Source organism: Companilactobacillus kedongensis (assembly GCF_003946625.1).
GTDB classification, from domain to species: Bacteria; Bacillota; Bacilli; order Lactobacillales; family Lactobacillaceae; genus Companilactobacillus; species Companilactobacillus kedongensis.
The window spans coordinates 119,358-136,691 of record NZ_RHOR01000003.1; the positions used below are offsets into that span (position 1 = coordinate 119,358).

A 17,334-nucleotide genomic window follows, 5' to 3' on the forward strand; every position below is an offset into this window, starting at 1 on the left:
TAAAATGTATCTATTATTAATATTCTTAACGTTTATTGTCGGAATTGCCATTGCCACAGTATCATTTAAAGCTAAGAAAGAATCATTATATTACCTTCTCCTATCAACAGGGACTATGATGTTCTTTTTAGGAATTTATATGGTGATCCCGCAATAAAAGTAGTGCGCTTTTAGACTCATCTTGGTATAATTCTCTTAATTTAAATGTGGGGGAAACGCCTATGATGAAAATACGCATAGCGCTTTTAATTTTAGTATCAATGCTCATAACAATTACTGAAATGACAATTAATCCGATGTTCTACTTGGGAAGGATCTTCTTGGTATTTTCAGTAGCAGTCGCAGTTCTTGCAGGATTTAATTTTATAAAAGCAAATTGGCAAATGACTAATGAAGATGATGATTTACCTGATCCAGAATAGAATGAATAAACCACGTGTTTGCGTATGCAGATGCGTGGTTTTTAGTAGTATTTAGGTAGTATGATGATTTCAAAATTATTTAAGGGGAGCAATATGGATAAAATTGAGAAATTACCCAAAGATATAAAAACAATTTGGCGCATAAATGTATTTATAGATTTTCTTCTTTTTTTAATTGTTTTATCGGCATTAGTTATCATTGCAGTTTTTCTTCCTGAAGAGGGGCAGCACCTTGTTGAAATAGGTCAGATGATTGTAGGTATTGTGGCAATCGTCGTGTTGGCTGGAGAACTTATATTGATACCTTATCGCTGGAATTTTTGGACGTATTATATTGATGAACGACAAGTTGAACTACATAAAGGATTCTTTTTTAGAAAACAAATAATTATTCCGATTGCTAGGGTCCAGAATGTGACCTTGAAGCAAGGACCGATTTTACGGATCAAGGATCTACAAAAGGTGATCGTAGTGACTGCCGCCGGTAAAAGCGAGATCGAAGGTATTAAAGCATCTCAAGCTGAAACATTAAAGGAACTACTGATGAAGCTGGCTCAGGAGGCAAAAAATGATGTCTAAAGCACATAGATTGCATCCAGCGGCAATTATGTTTTACCTATATAAAGAGCTTAGATCAATCATTTTACCGGCATTTTTTATGTTGATTGCTTTATTGAATAGTTCAGTAATGATAATGATATTAGTGATAACACTGTTAATATTAGTAGTCATCACCAAGTGTTTATTAAGGTATTTTACTTTCAGTTATCAGTTGTTGGACCACGAGATTTTGGTCAAAAGTGGTATTTTTGTTAAAAAAGTTAATCATGTTCCGTACGATCGGATTCAAAATATTACTTCTAATCAATGGTTCTTTCTAAAACCGTTTGGTTTAGAGGAACTGGAAATAGAAACTGCGGGGCATTCTGAAGGTCCAGAGGTCAGTTTGGCAGCCGTTTCTGTGAAACTAAAGGACGAACTAAATAAGTATCGATCGGAAGTTGATACGGCAGATAAATCTAAAAATGTTTCACGGGAAACTTTTTCGGGGGAATCGTATTCGATCACTTGGAGAGAGTTATTAAAATTTTCGCTAACTTCACCAGCATTCTTGTCAGGTCTTTTGGCAATTTTGGCGATTTATGGAAAAGTTCAAAACGGTATCAGTAAGAAGTTTTATGCATTAGCCGCGAATGAGATGCAGCATTTGGGAGTTATTCTGATCGTAGTTGGATTATTTCTTGTAATGTTGATTTTCTATATTGTTTCAGTGCTGATATTGATTGCTAAGTACTATCACTTCAATCTGGTTAAAGTTAATAATAAATTGCAGATGCAATATGGGTTATTTAAAACAAAGAAAACATCCATTGCTACTAGTCGTGTTCAAGCAGTAGTTGTAAAACAAGCATTACTTCGTAGGTTTTTAAAAATTGCGACAGTCAAGTTAGTGATCATTTCCAATTCTAAAAAAGAAGATACCGAAAAAGATATTATTATCATGCCCGTGATCGAAACGGCACAATTGGAAGAATTTCTAAATAGATTTTTCCCTGACATTGCCGTGGACAAATTAAAAATTAAAGATCCGTTACCCAAAACTTATTACTATGATTTGCGTAATGCACTTATCTTCGCAGTTATAGGGGATGTTATTTTCGGAATCCTATTTTATGCAATCGTTTGGTTAGTACTAAGTTTTGTTTTATTATCACTAATATTCTGTATGGTTCCTGCTTATTTAAGAGCTAGACGCTCGAATCTTTCTATTATAGATAAGAATTATTTATATTTAACCAATAATCATTTGTTTACTAAAAACAGCTATTTTATTCCTAAAAGTAGTATTCAATTAGTTGAAAGGCGGCAAAGTATTTGGTTAGAGAAAAATTTATTTGCACATTTACGGATTAATTGTCGTTCTGGAGTTGGAGAACGGGTGATTATGGTTAAGTATTTATCTGCGGATTGGGTTGATGAGGTTGTTAGATGGTATAAGAGTTAAATATGCCGCCGAAGGTTTTGAGTAATTCCACCTGTTGCGGGGACCGCCTTTAGTCAAGGTCTAAAGGCTCGATTTTGAGCTTTGCTGGCGCAAATCTCAGAATCGTCCATGGTGTAAGGATGGAAAATCACCATCCAACATCATTTTCGCAACTGGTTCCATTACTCAAAATCTTCAGCTAGTTATCCCTAGCACTTTTTGTAGATGATAAAAAATACCCCTTAAGTATACAAATTTGTATATTTGAGGGGTATTTGGTTGTTTAAATGTATATCAAAATTAGCCGTAGGGAGAGAGGAAAGCACTAAATCTAGTCGCTAACCTTATCCAATCCTTGTTTGAGATCAGCTATCAAATCATCAGCATTTTCGATACCAATTGAGATTCTGATCAAATCAGGTGTGATACCAGTTGCTAAGAGTTCTTTTTCATTTAATTGAGCATGTGTTGTTGAAGCAGGATGAATGATCAATGATTTAGCGTCACCAACATTTGCTAACAAAGAGAAGATATTTAAATTAGAGATAAGTTCTTTACCGGCTTTTTCACCACCAGTTAAACCGATCGTAAAGATTGAACCGACACCTTTCTTGAAATCTCTCTTAGCCAAATCATAGTAAGGGCTGTCTTCTTGTTCAGGATACTTGATCCATGCAACTTTAGGAGAATCTTGGAGAAATTTGATAACTTTACGAGTGTTTGAAACGTGACGTTCGATTCTGAGTGACAGTGTTTCCAATCCTTGAATCAATAGGAATGAGTTGAAAGGACTGATGGCACCACCGACATCACGTAAAACTTCAGAACGAACTTTAGTTGTAAAGGCGCCACCTTTTAGATCGGCGAAAACTAAACCGTTGTATTGTGGATTTGGTGTGATGAATTCAGGATAGCGGTCAGATTTACGATAATCAAACTTACCATTTTCAGCAATGACGCCACCCATGCTTGTACCATGACCACCGATAAACTTAGTAGCTGATTCAACAACGATATCAGCGCCTAATTCTAATGGCTTGTATAGATATGGTGAAGCAAAAGTATTATCGACGATCAATAGTAGTCCATGTTTATGAGCAATTGCGGCAATGGCTGGAAGGTCAGATAAATTTATATCTGGATTACCGATACTTTCTAGATAAAGGGCCTTTGTGTGTTCGTTGATTTCTTTTTCAAAATTTTCAGGATCGTCTGAATTAACAAAGTGTGTCTTGATGCCTAGCTTTGGGAAAGTAACATTGAATAAATTGTAAGTACCACCATAGAGAGTACTTGCTGAAACGATCTCGTCACCTGCACCAGCAATGTTTTGAATTGCAGCGGCAATTGCAGCAGCACCGGTTGCCAAAGCTACACCAGCGGTACCGCCTTCTAGTTTAGCAACACGTTTTTCCAAGACATCAGTTGTGGGGTTAGTCAAACGAGTATAAATATTACCTGGATCTTTTAATGCAAAACGATCGGCTGCTTGTTGTGGATCTTTAAAAACGTATGAAGTTGTTTGATAAATTGGAACAGCACGTGATCCAGTTTCATCGACAGTTTGTCCTGCATGTACTTGTAATGTCTCAAAGCTATATTTTTGTTCACTCATAATTATAATTCCTCCAAAATTTTGTTTAACCAATTGTGATATAGATACTGTCCATTGCTATGCCAAACTTGATAGTCCTTATTAGGGTTCGTCAGTGATAAGTTATTGGGTTCTCTTATTTCTTTTCCTTTTGATAAATCTCTGCGATACTCATTGATCAATGTTTGAGCACTGTATTCTGGATGTCCCAGATTATAGAAGGCTCGATTTGATTTTAATAAAAAGGGACCGGTTTGTTGGTTGTCGCATAGTATTTGTAGTGCCTGATTATGTTGGATGATTCTTCTCTCAACGCCGCTCATTCGCGACTGCGGCATTCGAAAACCACTCGTAAATTCTGAATTTGAAAGTTGATTCTGATATACTCCGAAGATTTTTTTATTCAAATTGATCTTTGGAATATTAAAATCTAGATAAAGTCCAGCTAGTGCTGCCCAGCAGGTAAACAATTGATATTTAGTATGTGTTTTGCTCCAATCACGGATCGCTATGAATTCTGGCCAAAAATCTACATCGGAATAATTCAATTGTTCTAAGGGAGCTCCGGTTATGATCAAACCATCGAAATATTGAGACTTTATTTGATCTAGCGTCACGTAATTATTCTTTAGAGCCTGTACATTTCCATGTTTCCATTTATGAGATGCTGGATACATGAAGGTCAATTTAACGTATTCAGGTAATTTTTCAAAAAGATCGTTCAACTGATTCTCAGCCTCAATTTTATTTGGCATGATATTCAAAACTAGAATTGATAGATAATCAATATTTTCTAAAGCATTATTTTTTAAATTACTTAAACCATTTGTTCGATAAACAACCATCAAAATCACCTCCGTTAAATTAAAAAAGTATAAAAAAAGTCCCCATGCTGACTAATGTCAACATGGGGACGATGTGGTCGTGGTACCACCCCAATTCGTAGAAAAAACTCTACCTCAACAACTCAATATAAATAAATATAATAAGTTCGGGATGATATCGCATCCTTGCGTACCATTGGCTTTCACCTAGGTAAGACTCCAAGCTCATCTTCAATCAAGTTTTCGTTCCGCCTTTTCACTATCTAGCGGTCACTATCCAAACTACTCATTGATCTACTCTTCTTATCAACGTCTAAATTAAATTTTCTTTAATGAAATTAGTGATTATTATAGGCGTTGAATTATAAAAGTCAAGCTCGATTTAAAATTAATATTCACTCTCAGCAATTTTTTCTAAAGTTTCTTTTGAAGGGATGAAGAATAGATTACCAGTGATCGGTGTACTGAAGTCCAATAGGCGATCACTCTTAGTAAACATATTTGTCAGCATTCTATTAGTAATAGCGAAGTCTTTTGAATAACCGATAAAGTAAGTTCCAGTAATATCTTTAGCGGGATCTGAAAATGGCACATTCATTCTGACGATTTTGTGTTCAACACCGTCTTTTTCGTCTTTAGAGGCGATGTTATGAGCGTTTGGTAGTTTCTCATCATCATCTAATTCACGATCAGAAAACTTATGACGACCGATAGATTTTTCCTGGTCTTCGGTCTTTAGAGCGTTCCAAGCTGCCATATTGTGATTGTACTTTTGAGCAAAGGCATAAGATCCGTTAACAAATTCTGGATCTTGTTCTTCGTCAATCAAAGTGTAATCCATTGATTCGATACCAGCGGGATTTTCAGTCCCATCAATAAATCCGACGATAGCACGACCTTCAAAGTATCTGAAACCGTGTGTTTCATCTTCAACGGTTGTGATTGGTCTTAGGATACCCATAAATTGGTCGATGATTTCGTAACAAACTGACATTTTAGAAGCACGAACATGAATAAATAGATCTCCAGGTGTAGAAACAGCAGTATATTTAGGACCTTTGATCTCTTTGAAAGGTGCTAGTTCCTTAGGCTTTGGTGCGTCCGGGAAAAGATAATCCCAAGCATTTGAACCAAATCCCCAAGCTACATGTACTTGGGCTTCGGGATCTCGAACACGCATACTGTTAATGATAGAGTTTGACATATCTGAGAATTCTGCAATAGTGTCTTTTTCAACAGTTTGATCTTCACGTTTCAACATCAAAGTCGTAAAAATGACACTTTCGCCGGCGTCCTTATAAACGTCTTGAGCTTTTTTAATATCAATAGTCATCTGTTTACCTCCAAGGCTTGTTTATCCAAATGGTAACATATGGATCTATATCTTTTTGATTTAAAATTCGTAAATTTAAATTGTTGATTTTGTTGTTAATTTAGGATAATAATTAATCATTGAATAAAAAAATTAATAATTGATCCGAAAGGGAGCATTACAATGTGCACAAGTATAAGTTACGAAGCCTTAGATGGGGCCAAATTTTTATCAAGGACGATGGATTTTGCTTTTGAATTAAATGGTAAGCCAACATTTTTACCTAGAAAATATGAGTGGATATCATCATTCGATAAGAAAACTTATCAAGCCGATTATGCGATCCTGGGAACGGGTGCTAAATACGGAAATAATTATATGGTAGCCGATGGATTCAATGAATACGGATTATCAGCCGCCGAATTATATTTTGCACACATGTCAGAATATGATCACGAACCAACTGAAGGGGCAATTAATTTAGTTTCTGAAGAATTACTACTATGGGTTTTAGGCAATAATAAATCTATTGCCGAATTAAAAGAGAATATCAAAAACGTTCATATCGTTGAATCTGATAATGGTGTTATGGGCAAGAATCAACCATTACACTGGATCTTTAGCGATTTAACAGGTGCTACTTATGTGTTAGAGCCAGAAGGAAACGGACTAGTTTTACAAGAAGATAAAACAGGTGTTATGACCAATACACCTGACTATACATGGCATGAAACTAACTTGGCTAATTATCTAGGTGCACAACCTAATAATTTTGGTGGTAAGAAATTTGGCGACCTAGAAGTTGAACCATTAGGACAAAACGGAACATTCCGTCTTCCCGGTGGATACACAGCTCCTGATCGCTTTGTCAGAACTGCTTTTAACCGTGAAGTGATCGAAAAACCTGCTGACGCAGACGAAGCAGTTAACACGATTATGCATATTTTGGATAGTGTTGATGTTCCAAAGGGTGCTAATACTAAACCAGATGGTCCAAGTTACACTCAATATCAAGCAGTTTTTGATATGACTAATAGAATTATGTATTACATTCCATATGCTAATAGAACTGTTTTCAAAGTTTCTATGACTGATGAAATGATCAATGCACAAAAAACTCCTAAAGAATTCCCTGTTACTATGACTCAAGAGTTTAAGGAATTGAATTAGGTAGGCGTGGTGGTGGAAACTGCCGCATCAGATTTAGAGTAATTCCACCTGTTGCATGACCCCCTTCAGCCAAGGTCTGAAGGCTCGGTTTTGAGCTTTGCTGCGCAAATCTCAAAATCGTCCATGGTGTAAGGACGGAAAACCACCGTCCAACACCATTTTCGCAACTGGTTCCATTACTCTAAATCTGATGCTTATATCCTTTTTAATGAATAATAATAGGCTCCAGTTATACGGCTTGATTCGTATATCTGGAGTTTTTTTGTTGAATAGAACATGAATGCATTATCTTGGAAATTGACGATAATTGCTGAACGGTATTTAGCCGGAAGGTTCTAGTAATGTAACCAGTTGTGCAAGTGGAGTCGAACGGTGGAACCGTTCATACTCCACCGACGATTCTGAGATTTGCGCAGCAAAGCTCAAAATCGAGGTTCCCAGACCAAGGCTGGGGACCGGTCGCATAACAGGTGGAATTACTAGAAACTGGAGGCGGCAAACAACAGTGGTATGTAAACCACAACTAAAATGAGATATAATAAATAAAAATGATGGCTACCTTATTTAAAATTGGTGCGTTCCAAAAAAAGGAGGAACTATGGCAGATTTAGTTTATCAACGAGTTATTAGTTCACTAAAAGAAAAGATAGATGCAAATGCATACCCAGATATGCGCTTGCCTGACGAACGTTCATTGGCAGAACAATATGATGTCAGTAGAAGTTCGATCAAACGTGCTTTGAGCAATATGTCAGAACAGGGAATCATCTTCAAGAAACGTGGTTCAGGAACATTTGTTAATCCATTGTATTTAAAGCAGGATTCATATTTTAACTACAGCGGCAGTAATTTGGGAATTACAGATAGTTTTAAATCTAATGGACAGAAACCTGGCATCAAGGTTTTGGACTTTGATGTTATTAGACCGGATAAAGATATGCAGGATAATCTATTTTTGCAAGCAAGTGAATTTGTCTATTCCTTCAAGCGATTACGTTTACTAGATGACAAACCATTTATGATCGAAACGGGCTATATTCCGATTAAATTGGCCCCTGAATTAACTGAGGAGATTGCATCTGATTCAATTTTTAATTATGTAGAATCTGAATTGGGTAAGGAAGTTAATAAAACCTATTTAGCAATATCAGCTGCGCCATCTGATGAAGAGGGACAAGAGTTATTGAACTTAAAAGAAAATGAACCATTAGGTGTCATGGAGGGGATCTTCTTCTTAAATGATGGAACGCCATTTGAGTTCTCAACTATGAAATTGCACTATAAATATTTCAAATATGATTCCTTCGTTGATTTGGATAATCATTAGAAATTTATTTTTAAAATTGGGACGACCCAATTAGTTAACTGGTTGACTTTAATTACAATACTGGTTATTATATACATGTAAAACCTAAGGAGTGTGCCGTTATGACAGATTATTCATCAAAAGAATATTTAAACTTAGTCGACAAATATTGGCGTGCAGCAAACTATGTTTCTGTTGGTCAATTATATTTAAAAGATAACCCATTATTAAAACGTGCTCTTAAACCTGAAGATGTTAAAGTTCACCCAATCGGACATTGGGGTACTATTGCAGGTCAAAACTTTATCTATGCTCATCTAAACCGTATTATTAATGAATACGGTGTAAATATGTTCTATATCGAAGGACCAGGTCATGGTGGTCAAGTTATGGTTTCAAACTCATATCTTGATGGAAGCTATACTGAAATTTATCCTAAGATCACTCAAGACGAAAAGGGTATGCAAAAACTCTTTAAACAATTCTCCTTCCCAGGTGGAATTGCTTCTCATGCTGCTCCTGAAACACCAGGTTCAATGCATGAAGGTGGCGAACTAGGATACTCACTATCACACGGTGTTGGTGCTATTTTAGATAACCCTGATCAAATTGCCGCTGTTGTTATTGGTGATGGTGAATCAGAAACTGGTCCATTGGCTGGTTCATGGTTCTCAAATGTATTCATTAACCCTGTAAATGATGGTGCTGTTTTGCCTATCGTTAACTTAAATGGATTCAAGATTTCTAACCCTACAATTCTTTCACGTAAAAACGATGAAGACTTGAGAGAGTATTATAGCGGTCTTGGCTGGGAACCTCTCTTTGTTGAAGGGGACGATCCTGCTGAAATGCATCCAGCAATGGCTAAAACTTTAGATGTTGCTATTGCTAGAATCAAAGATATTCAAACAGAAGCTAGAAAACATCCAGCTTCAGAAGCTACAATGCCAAGATGGCCAATGATCATCTTGCGTGCACCTAAGGGCTGGACTGGTCCTAAGGAATGGGATGGCGAACCTATTGAAGGTTCATTCAGAGCTCACCAAATTCCAATTCCTGTAGATCAAAATGATATGCAACATGCTGATGCCTTAGTAGATTGGCTCAAATCATACAAACCTGAGGAATTATTCAATGAAGACGGTAGCTTGAAGTCTGAAATTGCTGCAATTATTCCTGAAGGTAACAAGAGAATGGCTATGAATCCTATCGTTAATGGTGGTATTGATCCTAAGCCTCTTAAATTACCAGACTACAAGAACTATGCTTTGAAGTTCGACAAGCCAGGTGAGAAGACCGCTCAAGACATGATCGAATTAGGTAAATATCTCAAGGATGTTATTTTGAATAATCAAGATAACTTCAGACTATTTGGACCTGATGAAACAATGTCAAACCGTTTGAATCACATGTTTGAAGCTTCACCACGTCAATGGATGGAAGAAGTTAAAGAACCAAATGATCAATATGAAGCACCAGTTGGTCGTATTATTGATTCACAACTTTCAGAACATCAAGCCGAAGGATTCCTTGAAGGATATGCTTTGACAGGACGTCATGGTATCTTTGCCAGTTATGAAGCCTTCTTAAGAGTTGTCGATTCAATGTTGACACAACACTTCAAGTGGTTGAGAAAAGCTAACGAATTGTCATGGAGAAAGAAGTACCCATCACTTAACGTTATTGCTACATCAACAGCTTTCCAACAAGATCACAATGGTTATACTCACCAAGATCCAGGTATCATTACTCACTTAGCTGAAAAGAAACCTGAATATATCCGTGAATATTTCCCAGCTGACACAAACTCATTGCTTGCTGTTATGCCTAAGATCCTTGATGATGAAGAGAAGATCAACTTGTTGGTTACTTCAAAGCATCCACGTCCACAATTCTACTCAATTGAAGAAGGACAAGAATTAGCTGATAAGGGTCTTAAAGTTATCGACTGGGCTTCAAATGATGATGGCGAACCTGATATCGTCTTTGCTGCTGCCGGTACAGAACCAAACCTTGAAGCACTTGCTGCTATCAGCATTTTGCGTAAAGAAATTCCAGATCTTAAGATCAGATTCGTTAACGTTGTTGACCTATTGAAGTTAAGATCACCAGAAGTTGATCCTCGTGGATTGTCTGACGAAGAATTCAACAATATCTTTACAGCTGACAAGCCAGTATTGTTTGCCTTCCATGGTTTTGAAGACATTATCAAAGATATTTTCTTTGATCGTGATAATCATAATCTATTCGTTCATGGCTACCGTGAAAATGGTGATATCACTACACCATTCGATATGCGTGTTGTAAACGAAATGGATCGTTTCCACTTAGCAGAAGAAGCAGCTACTGCCGTATATGGTGATAAAGCTGATAAATTTGCTGACGAAATGGAAGCAGAAGTTGATAAACATAATAAGTACATCCGTGAATACGGTACAGATCTTCCAGAAGTTGAAGACTGGAAATGGGATGTAAAATAATTATTTAAATAAAAGAGCTATTTGGCATACTGCCAAATAGCTCTTTTTGATGTCAAAAATCTTAAAAATTAATATATTATTATGAGTAAATATGTGTGTGGGGAGAGAACATTGAATCTAAAAAAATTTACTCATAGAGTTAATAGTGATTGGATCGTTGTTTCAATTTTAACAATAGCTGGGGGATTAATATTACCAGGAAATATGTTGATAAATGTTCAGGCCGCCACTTCAGAAGATAGTGGAGTAGTCACAAATCAAGTAAGCTACACGATAAACTATTTAGACGCCGATACTGGGAAAATTATTGGTACTAAGTCGGGAAATTCAGCAAGCGGATCAAAAATAACTATTCCACAAATTAGAGTGGCAGGATATTCAGAAAAGTTTTCTGAAAGTGATACCTATAAATTGAGCGATGAACCTAGTCAAACTATTTCAGTGACTATGCATACAGTTCCAAATAATGAATTTATTATTAAAGAGCGTGGTGCTGACGAGAATCAAAATTGGATCAAAGAAATAGAGTTTGATGTAAAAGTAAACGATACGAATTATAAGAAAATTATTTCTGATAATTTTAAAAAGTTCCAAAGAGGACGAAAAATTATTTTTGAAGAATCTTATTTTGGATATGATAGATTAAGTAGTTTTTCGTATCTTAAGGGGATGGAGAATAGTTCACCTGAAGAAATACTTTTAAAGATTCTCGAAATGCAAGGTAATAGTGAGGTCCTATCTGATCATTATCGTGATACAGATATAGTGTTTCAGTATGCTCCATTGGAGGGCCCCTACGAAGAGAGATTTGTTGCCAAAGGTGGATATTTGGATGGACAAGTATTGTATTCGAGTATTGATGATGATCCAGATCCGACCGTTCTAGGTAGAGCTATTTGGCCTAAAGATGCTGTTGCAGGATATTATACTGGTTCCGATGATGATAACAATGTTTCATACGATGCTGAAAATAAAATTTTGACCTTTAAATTATTGCCTATTCCAGATGCTAAGTTTGTTGTGAATGAATTTAATAAGAACGGTAAATTTATTAAAACTGTGCAGATAAGCCCTAAAACGTATACTACTATTAATTTTGAAAATGAATTCTTCAAAAAATTAGATTTAGATAGGAATGTGATATTAGACAAGTCTATATTAAAAGAATTTAAACCAGAAGAAATAGAACTAGGGGAAAAGGCACTATCAAACTTTGAAAGTTCCCTTGATGCCGATCATAGTTTAGGACATATTATTCATGAAATAGTTTCACATGCGCCATATCAAAAAATACCGGAAGAATTTTCAGGTAGCACATTGGAGGCAAACTTTTACTTAGAGGATGATCCTAATCATCATAATGAATCTGTACCATCTATTAATACAACCTCTAAACCTGTTTCAAAAGTTCCAAACCAAAATATTGCGACATCTACTCAAGTTAGATTATATGATCAACATGGAAAATTAGTTACTAATCGTGAGTTAGAAAAAAATACTAAGTGGAATGACGTTCCGGAAGTCACGATCAATAATGAAAAATATTATAGGATCTCAAATGATGAATATGTTAAGGCAATAGATGTTTATGTATATAAGAAGACCGATGCATCTAAAATCAGAGTTAAATCCGGTCAAGGTAAGTTGATCGATCATTTAGGGAACATCTCTAAACGAGAATTAGATCCATTGAGTGAATGGAAAACTGATTTGATTGCTTTGATAAAAGATAAGAAATATTATCGTGTTTCAACGGATGAATTTATTGATATAGCGAAGGTATTTATCCTCTGATTCAAAATGAACCAAAAATTAATTATTTAAACCAAATTTAAGAATAGAAACAAAAAATAACTCAAAATTGTGTAAGAATGCCTGAAAATGGTAGCTTGTGAAAATTAGAGGTTTTAATAATGTCTAGCACGAATGAACCCTTGTTGTTAGTTGTTGTAACCGATTGCTGTAACTTGAAAAATGCCGATTGTAAGGGCTTGAAAAAGCCTTTTTCACATGGTACTCTCGTCTTGTAGAGAGATTGAAAAATTACAAGGTGGGTGGATATTATGACAAATCAAGTTGTAAATAAATTAGGACTAACTGCATTAGCAGCCGTGGGAGTAGTAATATTAATGTTACTGTTTATGTTACAAGCGCGATATGCCGTATTATCTGCCGCTGTTGTAGCAGTAGTTTTGGCAGTTTATGCACAAAATGTATTTGGTAAGAATCACACATTTATCCTACATGACTAGGATCATAAATATTTAAAAGGATGTGGAAATTTTCCACATCCTTTTTTTTGCAAAATAAAAACACCGCAAGGACTTTGCGGTGTTCATGACTGAGAATGTATTCTCAGTCTTTTTTTGTGACCCAATTATCAGGGGGGAAGGTTGGGTTTTTGTTGTATATTGAGGATTAATACTTTTATATGAAGAATATATCAGGGAGAATCATAAGTTAAGGAGCTCTTCGCTTTCCTTTAGCTTATAGTTATATAATAGCCAGTAAATGTGAAGAAAGTGTGATGCAAATTCGAAAGAATTTCATTTTTATTTACTGTAAATAGATTTTTTGTAGGTCAGAAACTTGATTATCACTTACATGTAATTCATTTCTGATATAATTAGCTAGACTGCCTGAGGTTTCCTTAATGGCTTTTTCAGCTACGGATAAGTAGTTTTCGTTAACGGTCATCAGAGCACGGATCGACTCAACTAGTGATGCATCACGTTTCTCAACTTCTTTAAGAATATCTGCTACATAGAATTTGCTTGCTTGATTAGTTAGTAGGTAATCTTGCTTAATAGTTGGCAAAGGAATACCCAAACTATATAGGAAGAAAACAGCTCCCATACCAGTACGGTCCTTACCAGCACTGCAGTGGAACAGCAAAACATCACGATCCTTAGAATTTCCTAATAACTCGTCAAAGAAGTTTCGATAAGCCTTTTTTGATTGATTTTCAGTTATCATTTCCTTATAGACGTCTAACATATGTTCATAACCATTTGTTGGGTCAAAGTCTATTTCAGGAATAACTGATTCTTGAATCTTTGAAGCTTCTGTTAAATCTTCACGGAATACTGGTAGAGAAACATATTTTGTACCATTAGGTAGTCTATCAGGACTCTTGTCGATCTCACTTTGAGAGCGGAAGTCAACGTCTGTTTTGAGACCGTAATCACTTAAAAAGTTTAAATCATTGTCAGTTAGTTTATCTAGACCTGCTGAACGAAGAATTTTGTGATACTTAACTTGCTTACCATTAGCAGTTTCATAACCGCCTAATTCACGAAAGTTGATACCCTCTTCAAGATCTAAGATACGATGTGTTTGTTGTGTAGCGTTATCCATATGTGTACCCCTTTATCGTTTAGTCTAATTTCAATTATAACAAAAGGAAGATTTGTCATGAAATTTATCATTGCCCCCGGAAAATATCGCCATGTTAGCTCTCGAAAAATAGGTCAAGCTATTTATAGCGGTATTTCACGTGCATTGCCAGATGCAGAAATTGTCACTATGCCGGTCACAGATAGCGAATATGGTATGCCGGCATTAATTAAGCATACGATCGGTGGCGAATGGGCCGAATTACCATTTTTCGATGCCTTTTGGCAAAGCAAAACAGGACGCTATTTGGTGACAAGCATTGATAGTCAGGATACCGCAATTATAGATTCAGAACAAATAGTAGGTCTTGATCTAGCAGCTAACAAAAAAAGAAAAGACCTGTTTCATGCGACCAGCCATGGTTTAGGAGAGTTTATCCTAGACGCAGTGTCAAGTGGTCACAAAAATATCGTTATCTGTTTAGGCAAGACAGCCGTTGCTGATGGTGGGCTTGGGGCGTTGCAAGCTTTAGGGGCTAAAATATATGATGAAAATGATGAACTTATACCTGAAGGTGAAAATCCGCTGATCAATGCTTATCGTATGAACTTGGAAGGTATAGCTCGCATCTTGCCTAGACGTACAAAAATTACTGTTCTACTAAGTTATTCTGCAAATTTTGAACCTGAGGGAAATTATGAGCGTTTGAATAAAACTCAGGTAAGTTTTTTGGAAGATAATCTCGTTTATGTTACTGAAAAAGTAAATCAGAAGTATAATTTAGATATACACCCGATGCCGCATTCAGACTCGATCAAAACTTTAGCGGGAGCTTTTGCAATGATCAACGCTCATATTTTTCGTTCATCATTTGAGTGGGTGGCAAATGTAACTGGTATGGATCAGACGATTCGTTCAACTGATGTTTTGGTAACTGCTACCGATATTATTTCGGCAGATGCGATGCATGATGAGATCCTTTATCATTTGAGTAAAATTGCTGGAACAGTCAGAATTCCTACTTTTGCTTTATGTAATAATTTTGTTGATGACTTTGAAGACTATGAACAATTGTTTACAGGTATTTTTTCAACCCAGATGGTCAATCGACAGATGGATAATGAAGATGAAAAGATGATTTTCGGGAACTACGAATCGGCGGCAAACCAGTTAGCGCGTACATTAACAGCATTTTCTTAGCATTATTTATTGAATAAAACTCATTAATGCATTAATCTTACATTAAAGAGTTTTCATTAAGAGCATTGGAGGATCAGATTATGGAACAAGATTATGAAAAGATTTTAGTACCAGTCGACGGATCAAAGGAAGCTGAAATGGCCTTTAGAAAGTCTGTCAAGGTTGCACAAATGAACAAAGGGCATCTTGATGTTTTAACGGTTCTTGATACTAAACAATTCATCGGTTTACATGGTGGTATGTTAAATGGAGACGTTATTTATCAATTATCTGAAGATGCTCAAAAATATTTAAACGAATTGAAAGACGAAGCAGTTGCCAATGGTGCTAATGCCGATAATATCGATATTCACGTACGTTTTGGTGAACCAAAGACTGTCATTTCTCAAGAATTCGTTGAAGAATATAAGAATGACTTAATTATGATCGGTTCTACCGGTATGAACGCTGTTACTCGTTTGTTAGTTGGTTCAGTATCTGAATATGTTACACGTAATGCTAGAACTGACGTTATCATCGTTAGAACAACAACTGACAACAGCGCAATTAAATAGTAATCCATAATATAGGAGAAAAAAGACTGAGATGAGTCATATCCCAGCCTTTTTTTATTGGTGAAGAAAATGAGATGTTCGTGGGCTGATAGTTCAGAAGAGATGCAGTTATATCACGATACCGAATGGGGTAAAATTGATAGGGACGAACGTTATCTATTTGAAATGCTGAGTTTGGAGTTATCACAGGCTGGTCTTTCTTGGTCGACTATTTTAAAGAGACGTTCAGGTTATAAAGAAGTTTTTGATAATTTTGACGTGGATAAGGTAGCAGGATATTCTGATGAAAAAATTTCAGAATTGCTCCAAGATCCTAAAATTATTCGGAATAAGTTAAAAGTTAATGCTATCGTTAATAATGCTAAACAGATCAAGATGATGCATGATAACAATAAAAGATTCGGTGATTATATTTGGAATTTTGTCGACAATAAGCAGATAATCAATCATTATCAGACTATGGAAGAACTTCCAGCTCAAGATGAATTGTCACAAAAGATAAGTAAGGATCTGAAAAAACGTGGTTTCAAATTTATTGGACCAACGATAATTTATTCATTCTTGCAAGCAATTGGAGTTATCAATGACCATTTAGATAGCTGTGATTTTAAATAATCGAGTTTTTTAAGTATAATAGGAACGTAATAACGGAGGAAAATTTATGAATTCTGAGACTATTAGTGAATTTGCTGACTGGATCTACAAAAATAATAAAGATGTTGAAAAAAAATCTGCCAAATTGGACGTTGAGAAGGTTTATAAGTTGATCGACGATTTAGCAATTTTAAGAAAACCTATCAAAGAATATTTTGATATGACTGAAGAAGATTACTATCAAAATGAGTCTGATCATCGACTAACTTTACAAAATCCAACTGGTAAATTAAGTGAATTACATGATCGCGTGCAAGTAAACCACGTTGACGGTTCTCTTTCAGGCCACGATATCAACTTTACATATAATCATGAAGACCCTTATGCAGATGGCGAATACAAAGTTAAGACTGATATACACTTGATCGAATATGCCTTCACGGTGATTGGTGCTGTGTATGATAATACAATTGTTTCTGATGTCAGAAACGCTCTTTCAAATGATGCAGTTTTGTCGATCGGACTTTCTGCCAAAGCAATTGAGGAATGGCAATAGCA

General features: G+C 35.8%; 17 protein-coding genes. 13 read left to right on the plus strand and 4 right to left on the minus strand.

Translation table 11 applies throughout. From position 1 onward, the window contains the following. The first annotated feature begins 4 nt into the window (after positions 1 to 4). The 4 genes from EKM60_RS11100 to EKM60_RS03295 all read left to right on the plus strand — a co-directional run bounded on the left by EKM60_RS11100 (position 5) and on the right by EKM60_RS03295 (position 2,427). Positions 5 to 157: a hypothetical protein gene (locus EKM60_RS11100; RefSeq protein ID WP_164508303.1), complete on the plus strand. Its 153-nt coding sequence runs from the start codon at positions 5 to 7 to the stop codon at positions 155 to 157. A gap of 64 nt (positions 158 to 221) precedes the next feature. Next, a complete protein-coding gene (locus EKM60_RS03285) occupies positions 222 to 422 on the plus strand; it encodes a hypothetical protein (RefSeq protein WP_125712413.1) in 201 nt (66 codons plus the stop codon). Between the two features lie 93 nt (positions 423 to 515). Further along, positions 516 to 1,001, plus strand: coding sequence for a PH domain-containing protein (locus EKM60_RS03290; RefSeq protein ID WP_125712415.1), 486 nt, complete (start codon positions 516 to 518; stop codon positions 999 to 1,001). Beyond that, positions 991 to 2,427 carry a PH domain-containing protein gene (locus EKM60_RS03295; RefSeq protein ID WP_125712417.1) on the plus strand — a complete coding sequence of 479 codons (1,437 nt, stop codon included), beginning with the start codon at positions 991 to 993 and terminating at the stop codon, positions 2,425 to 2,427. The genes EKM60_RS03290 and EKM60_RS03295 overlap by 11 nt, the downstream gene beginning before the upstream one ends. 310 nt (positions 2,428 to 2,737) lie before the next feature. Here the strand turns inward: EKM60_RS03295 and EKM60_RS03300 are convergent, their stop codons facing one another. The 3 genes from EKM60_RS03300 to EKM60_RS03310 all read right to left on the minus strand — a co-directional run bounded on the left by EKM60_RS03300 (position 2,738) and on the right by EKM60_RS03310 (position 6,157). Then, positions 2,738 to 4,021 (minus strand): O-acetylhomoserine aminocarboxypropyltransferase/cysteine synthase family protein, encoded by a 1,284-nt coding sequence (locus tag EKM60_RS03300; protein WP_125712419.1) that lies wholly within the window; start codon positions 4,019 to 4,021, stop codon positions 2,738 to 2,740. 2 nt (positions 4,022 to 4,023) lie between these two features. Next, a complete protein-coding gene (locus EKM60_RS03305; RefSeq protein ID WP_125712421.1) occupies positions 4,024 to 4,845 on the minus strand; it encodes a homoserine O-acetyltransferase/O-succinyltransferase family protein in 822 nt (273 codons plus the stop codon). Between the two features lie 367 nt (positions 4,846 to 5,212). Further along, complete coding sequence (locus EKM60_RS03310) at positions 5,213 to 6,157, minus strand: Dyp-type peroxidase (protein WP_125712423.1); 945 nt, start codon at positions 6,155 to 6,157, stop codon at positions 5,213 to 5,215. A 162-nt stretch (positions 6,158 to 6,319) separates the two neighbouring features. Between EKM60_RS03310 and EKM60_RS03315 the strand changes: the two genes are divergently transcribed. From EKM60_RS03315 to EKM60_RS03335, 5 genes are all read left to right on the plus strand, one after another. Beyond that, a complete protein-coding gene (locus tag EKM60_RS03315; protein WP_125712425.1) occupies positions 6,320 to 7,306 on the plus strand; it encodes a choloylglycine hydrolase family protein in 987 nt (328 codons plus the stop codon). Between the two features lie 598 nt (positions 7,307 to 7,904). Further along, positions 7,905 to 8,633 carry a GntR family transcriptional regulator gene (locus EKM60_RS03320; RefSeq protein WP_125712427.1) on the plus strand — a complete coding sequence of 243 codons (729 nt, stop codon included), beginning with the start codon at positions 7,905 to 7,907 and terminating at the stop codon, positions 8,631 to 8,633. 101 nt (positions 8,634 to 8,734) lie between these two features. Beyond that, positions 8,735 to 11,092, plus strand: coding sequence for a phosphoketolase family protein (locus EKM60_RS03325; protein WP_125712429.1), 2,358 nt, complete (start codon positions 8,735 to 8,737; stop codon positions 11,090 to 11,092). A gap of 111 nt (positions 11,093 to 11,203) precedes the next feature. Then, positions 11,204 to 12,886, plus strand: coding sequence for an SLAP domain-containing protein (locus tag EKM60_RS03330; protein WP_164508304.1), 1,683 nt, complete (start codon positions 11,204 to 11,206; stop codon positions 12,884 to 12,886). 269 nt (positions 12,887 to 13,155) lie between these two features. Beyond that, positions 13,156 to 13,344 (plus strand): hypothetical protein, encoded by a 189-nt coding sequence (locus EKM60_RS03335; RefSeq protein ID WP_125712433.1) that lies wholly within the window; start codon positions 13,156 to 13,158, stop codon positions 13,342 to 13,344. Between the two features lie 304 nt (positions 13,345 to 13,648). Here EKM60_RS03335 and EKM60_RS03340 read toward each other — a convergent pair whose 3' ends face one another. After that, positions 13,649 to 14,449 (minus strand): tyrosine-protein phosphatase, encoded by an 801-nt coding sequence (locus tag EKM60_RS03340; RefSeq protein ID WP_125712435.1) that lies wholly within the window; start codon positions 14,447 to 14,449, stop codon positions 13,649 to 13,651. Positions 14,450 to 14,506: 57 nt separating this feature from the next. Here EKM60_RS03340 and EKM60_RS03345 point away from each other — a divergent pair, with 57 nt between their 5' ends. The 4 genes from EKM60_RS03345 (at position 14,507) to EKM60_RS03360 (ending at position 17,332) form a co-directional block, all read left to right on the plus strand. Then, positions 14,507 to 15,628 (plus strand): glycerate kinase, encoded by a 1,122-nt coding sequence (locus EKM60_RS03345; RefSeq protein WP_125712437.1) that lies wholly within the window; start codon positions 14,507 to 14,509, stop codon positions 15,626 to 15,628. An 80-nt stretch (positions 15,629 to 15,708) separates the two neighbouring features. Next, positions 15,709 to 16,182, plus strand: coding sequence for a universal stress protein (locus EKM60_RS03350; protein WP_125712439.1), 474 nt, complete (start codon positions 15,709 to 15,711; stop codon positions 16,180 to 16,182). Between the two features lie 69 nt (positions 16,183 to 16,251). Next, positions 16,252 to 16,797, plus strand: a complete 546-nt coding sequence (locus EKM60_RS03355) for a DNA-3-methyladenine glycosylase I (RefSeq protein ID WP_125712441.1) — start codon at positions 16,252 to 16,254, stop codon at positions 16,795 to 16,797. A gap of 46 nt (positions 16,798 to 16,843) precedes the next feature. Next, on the plus strand, positions 16,844 to 17,332 hold the full coding sequence (locus EKM60_RS03360) for a hypothetical protein (protein WP_125712443.1): 489 nt from the start codon (positions 16,844 to 16,846) through the stop codon (positions 17,330 to 17,332). The last annotated feature ends 2 nt before the right edge of the window (positions 17,333 to 17,334 follow it).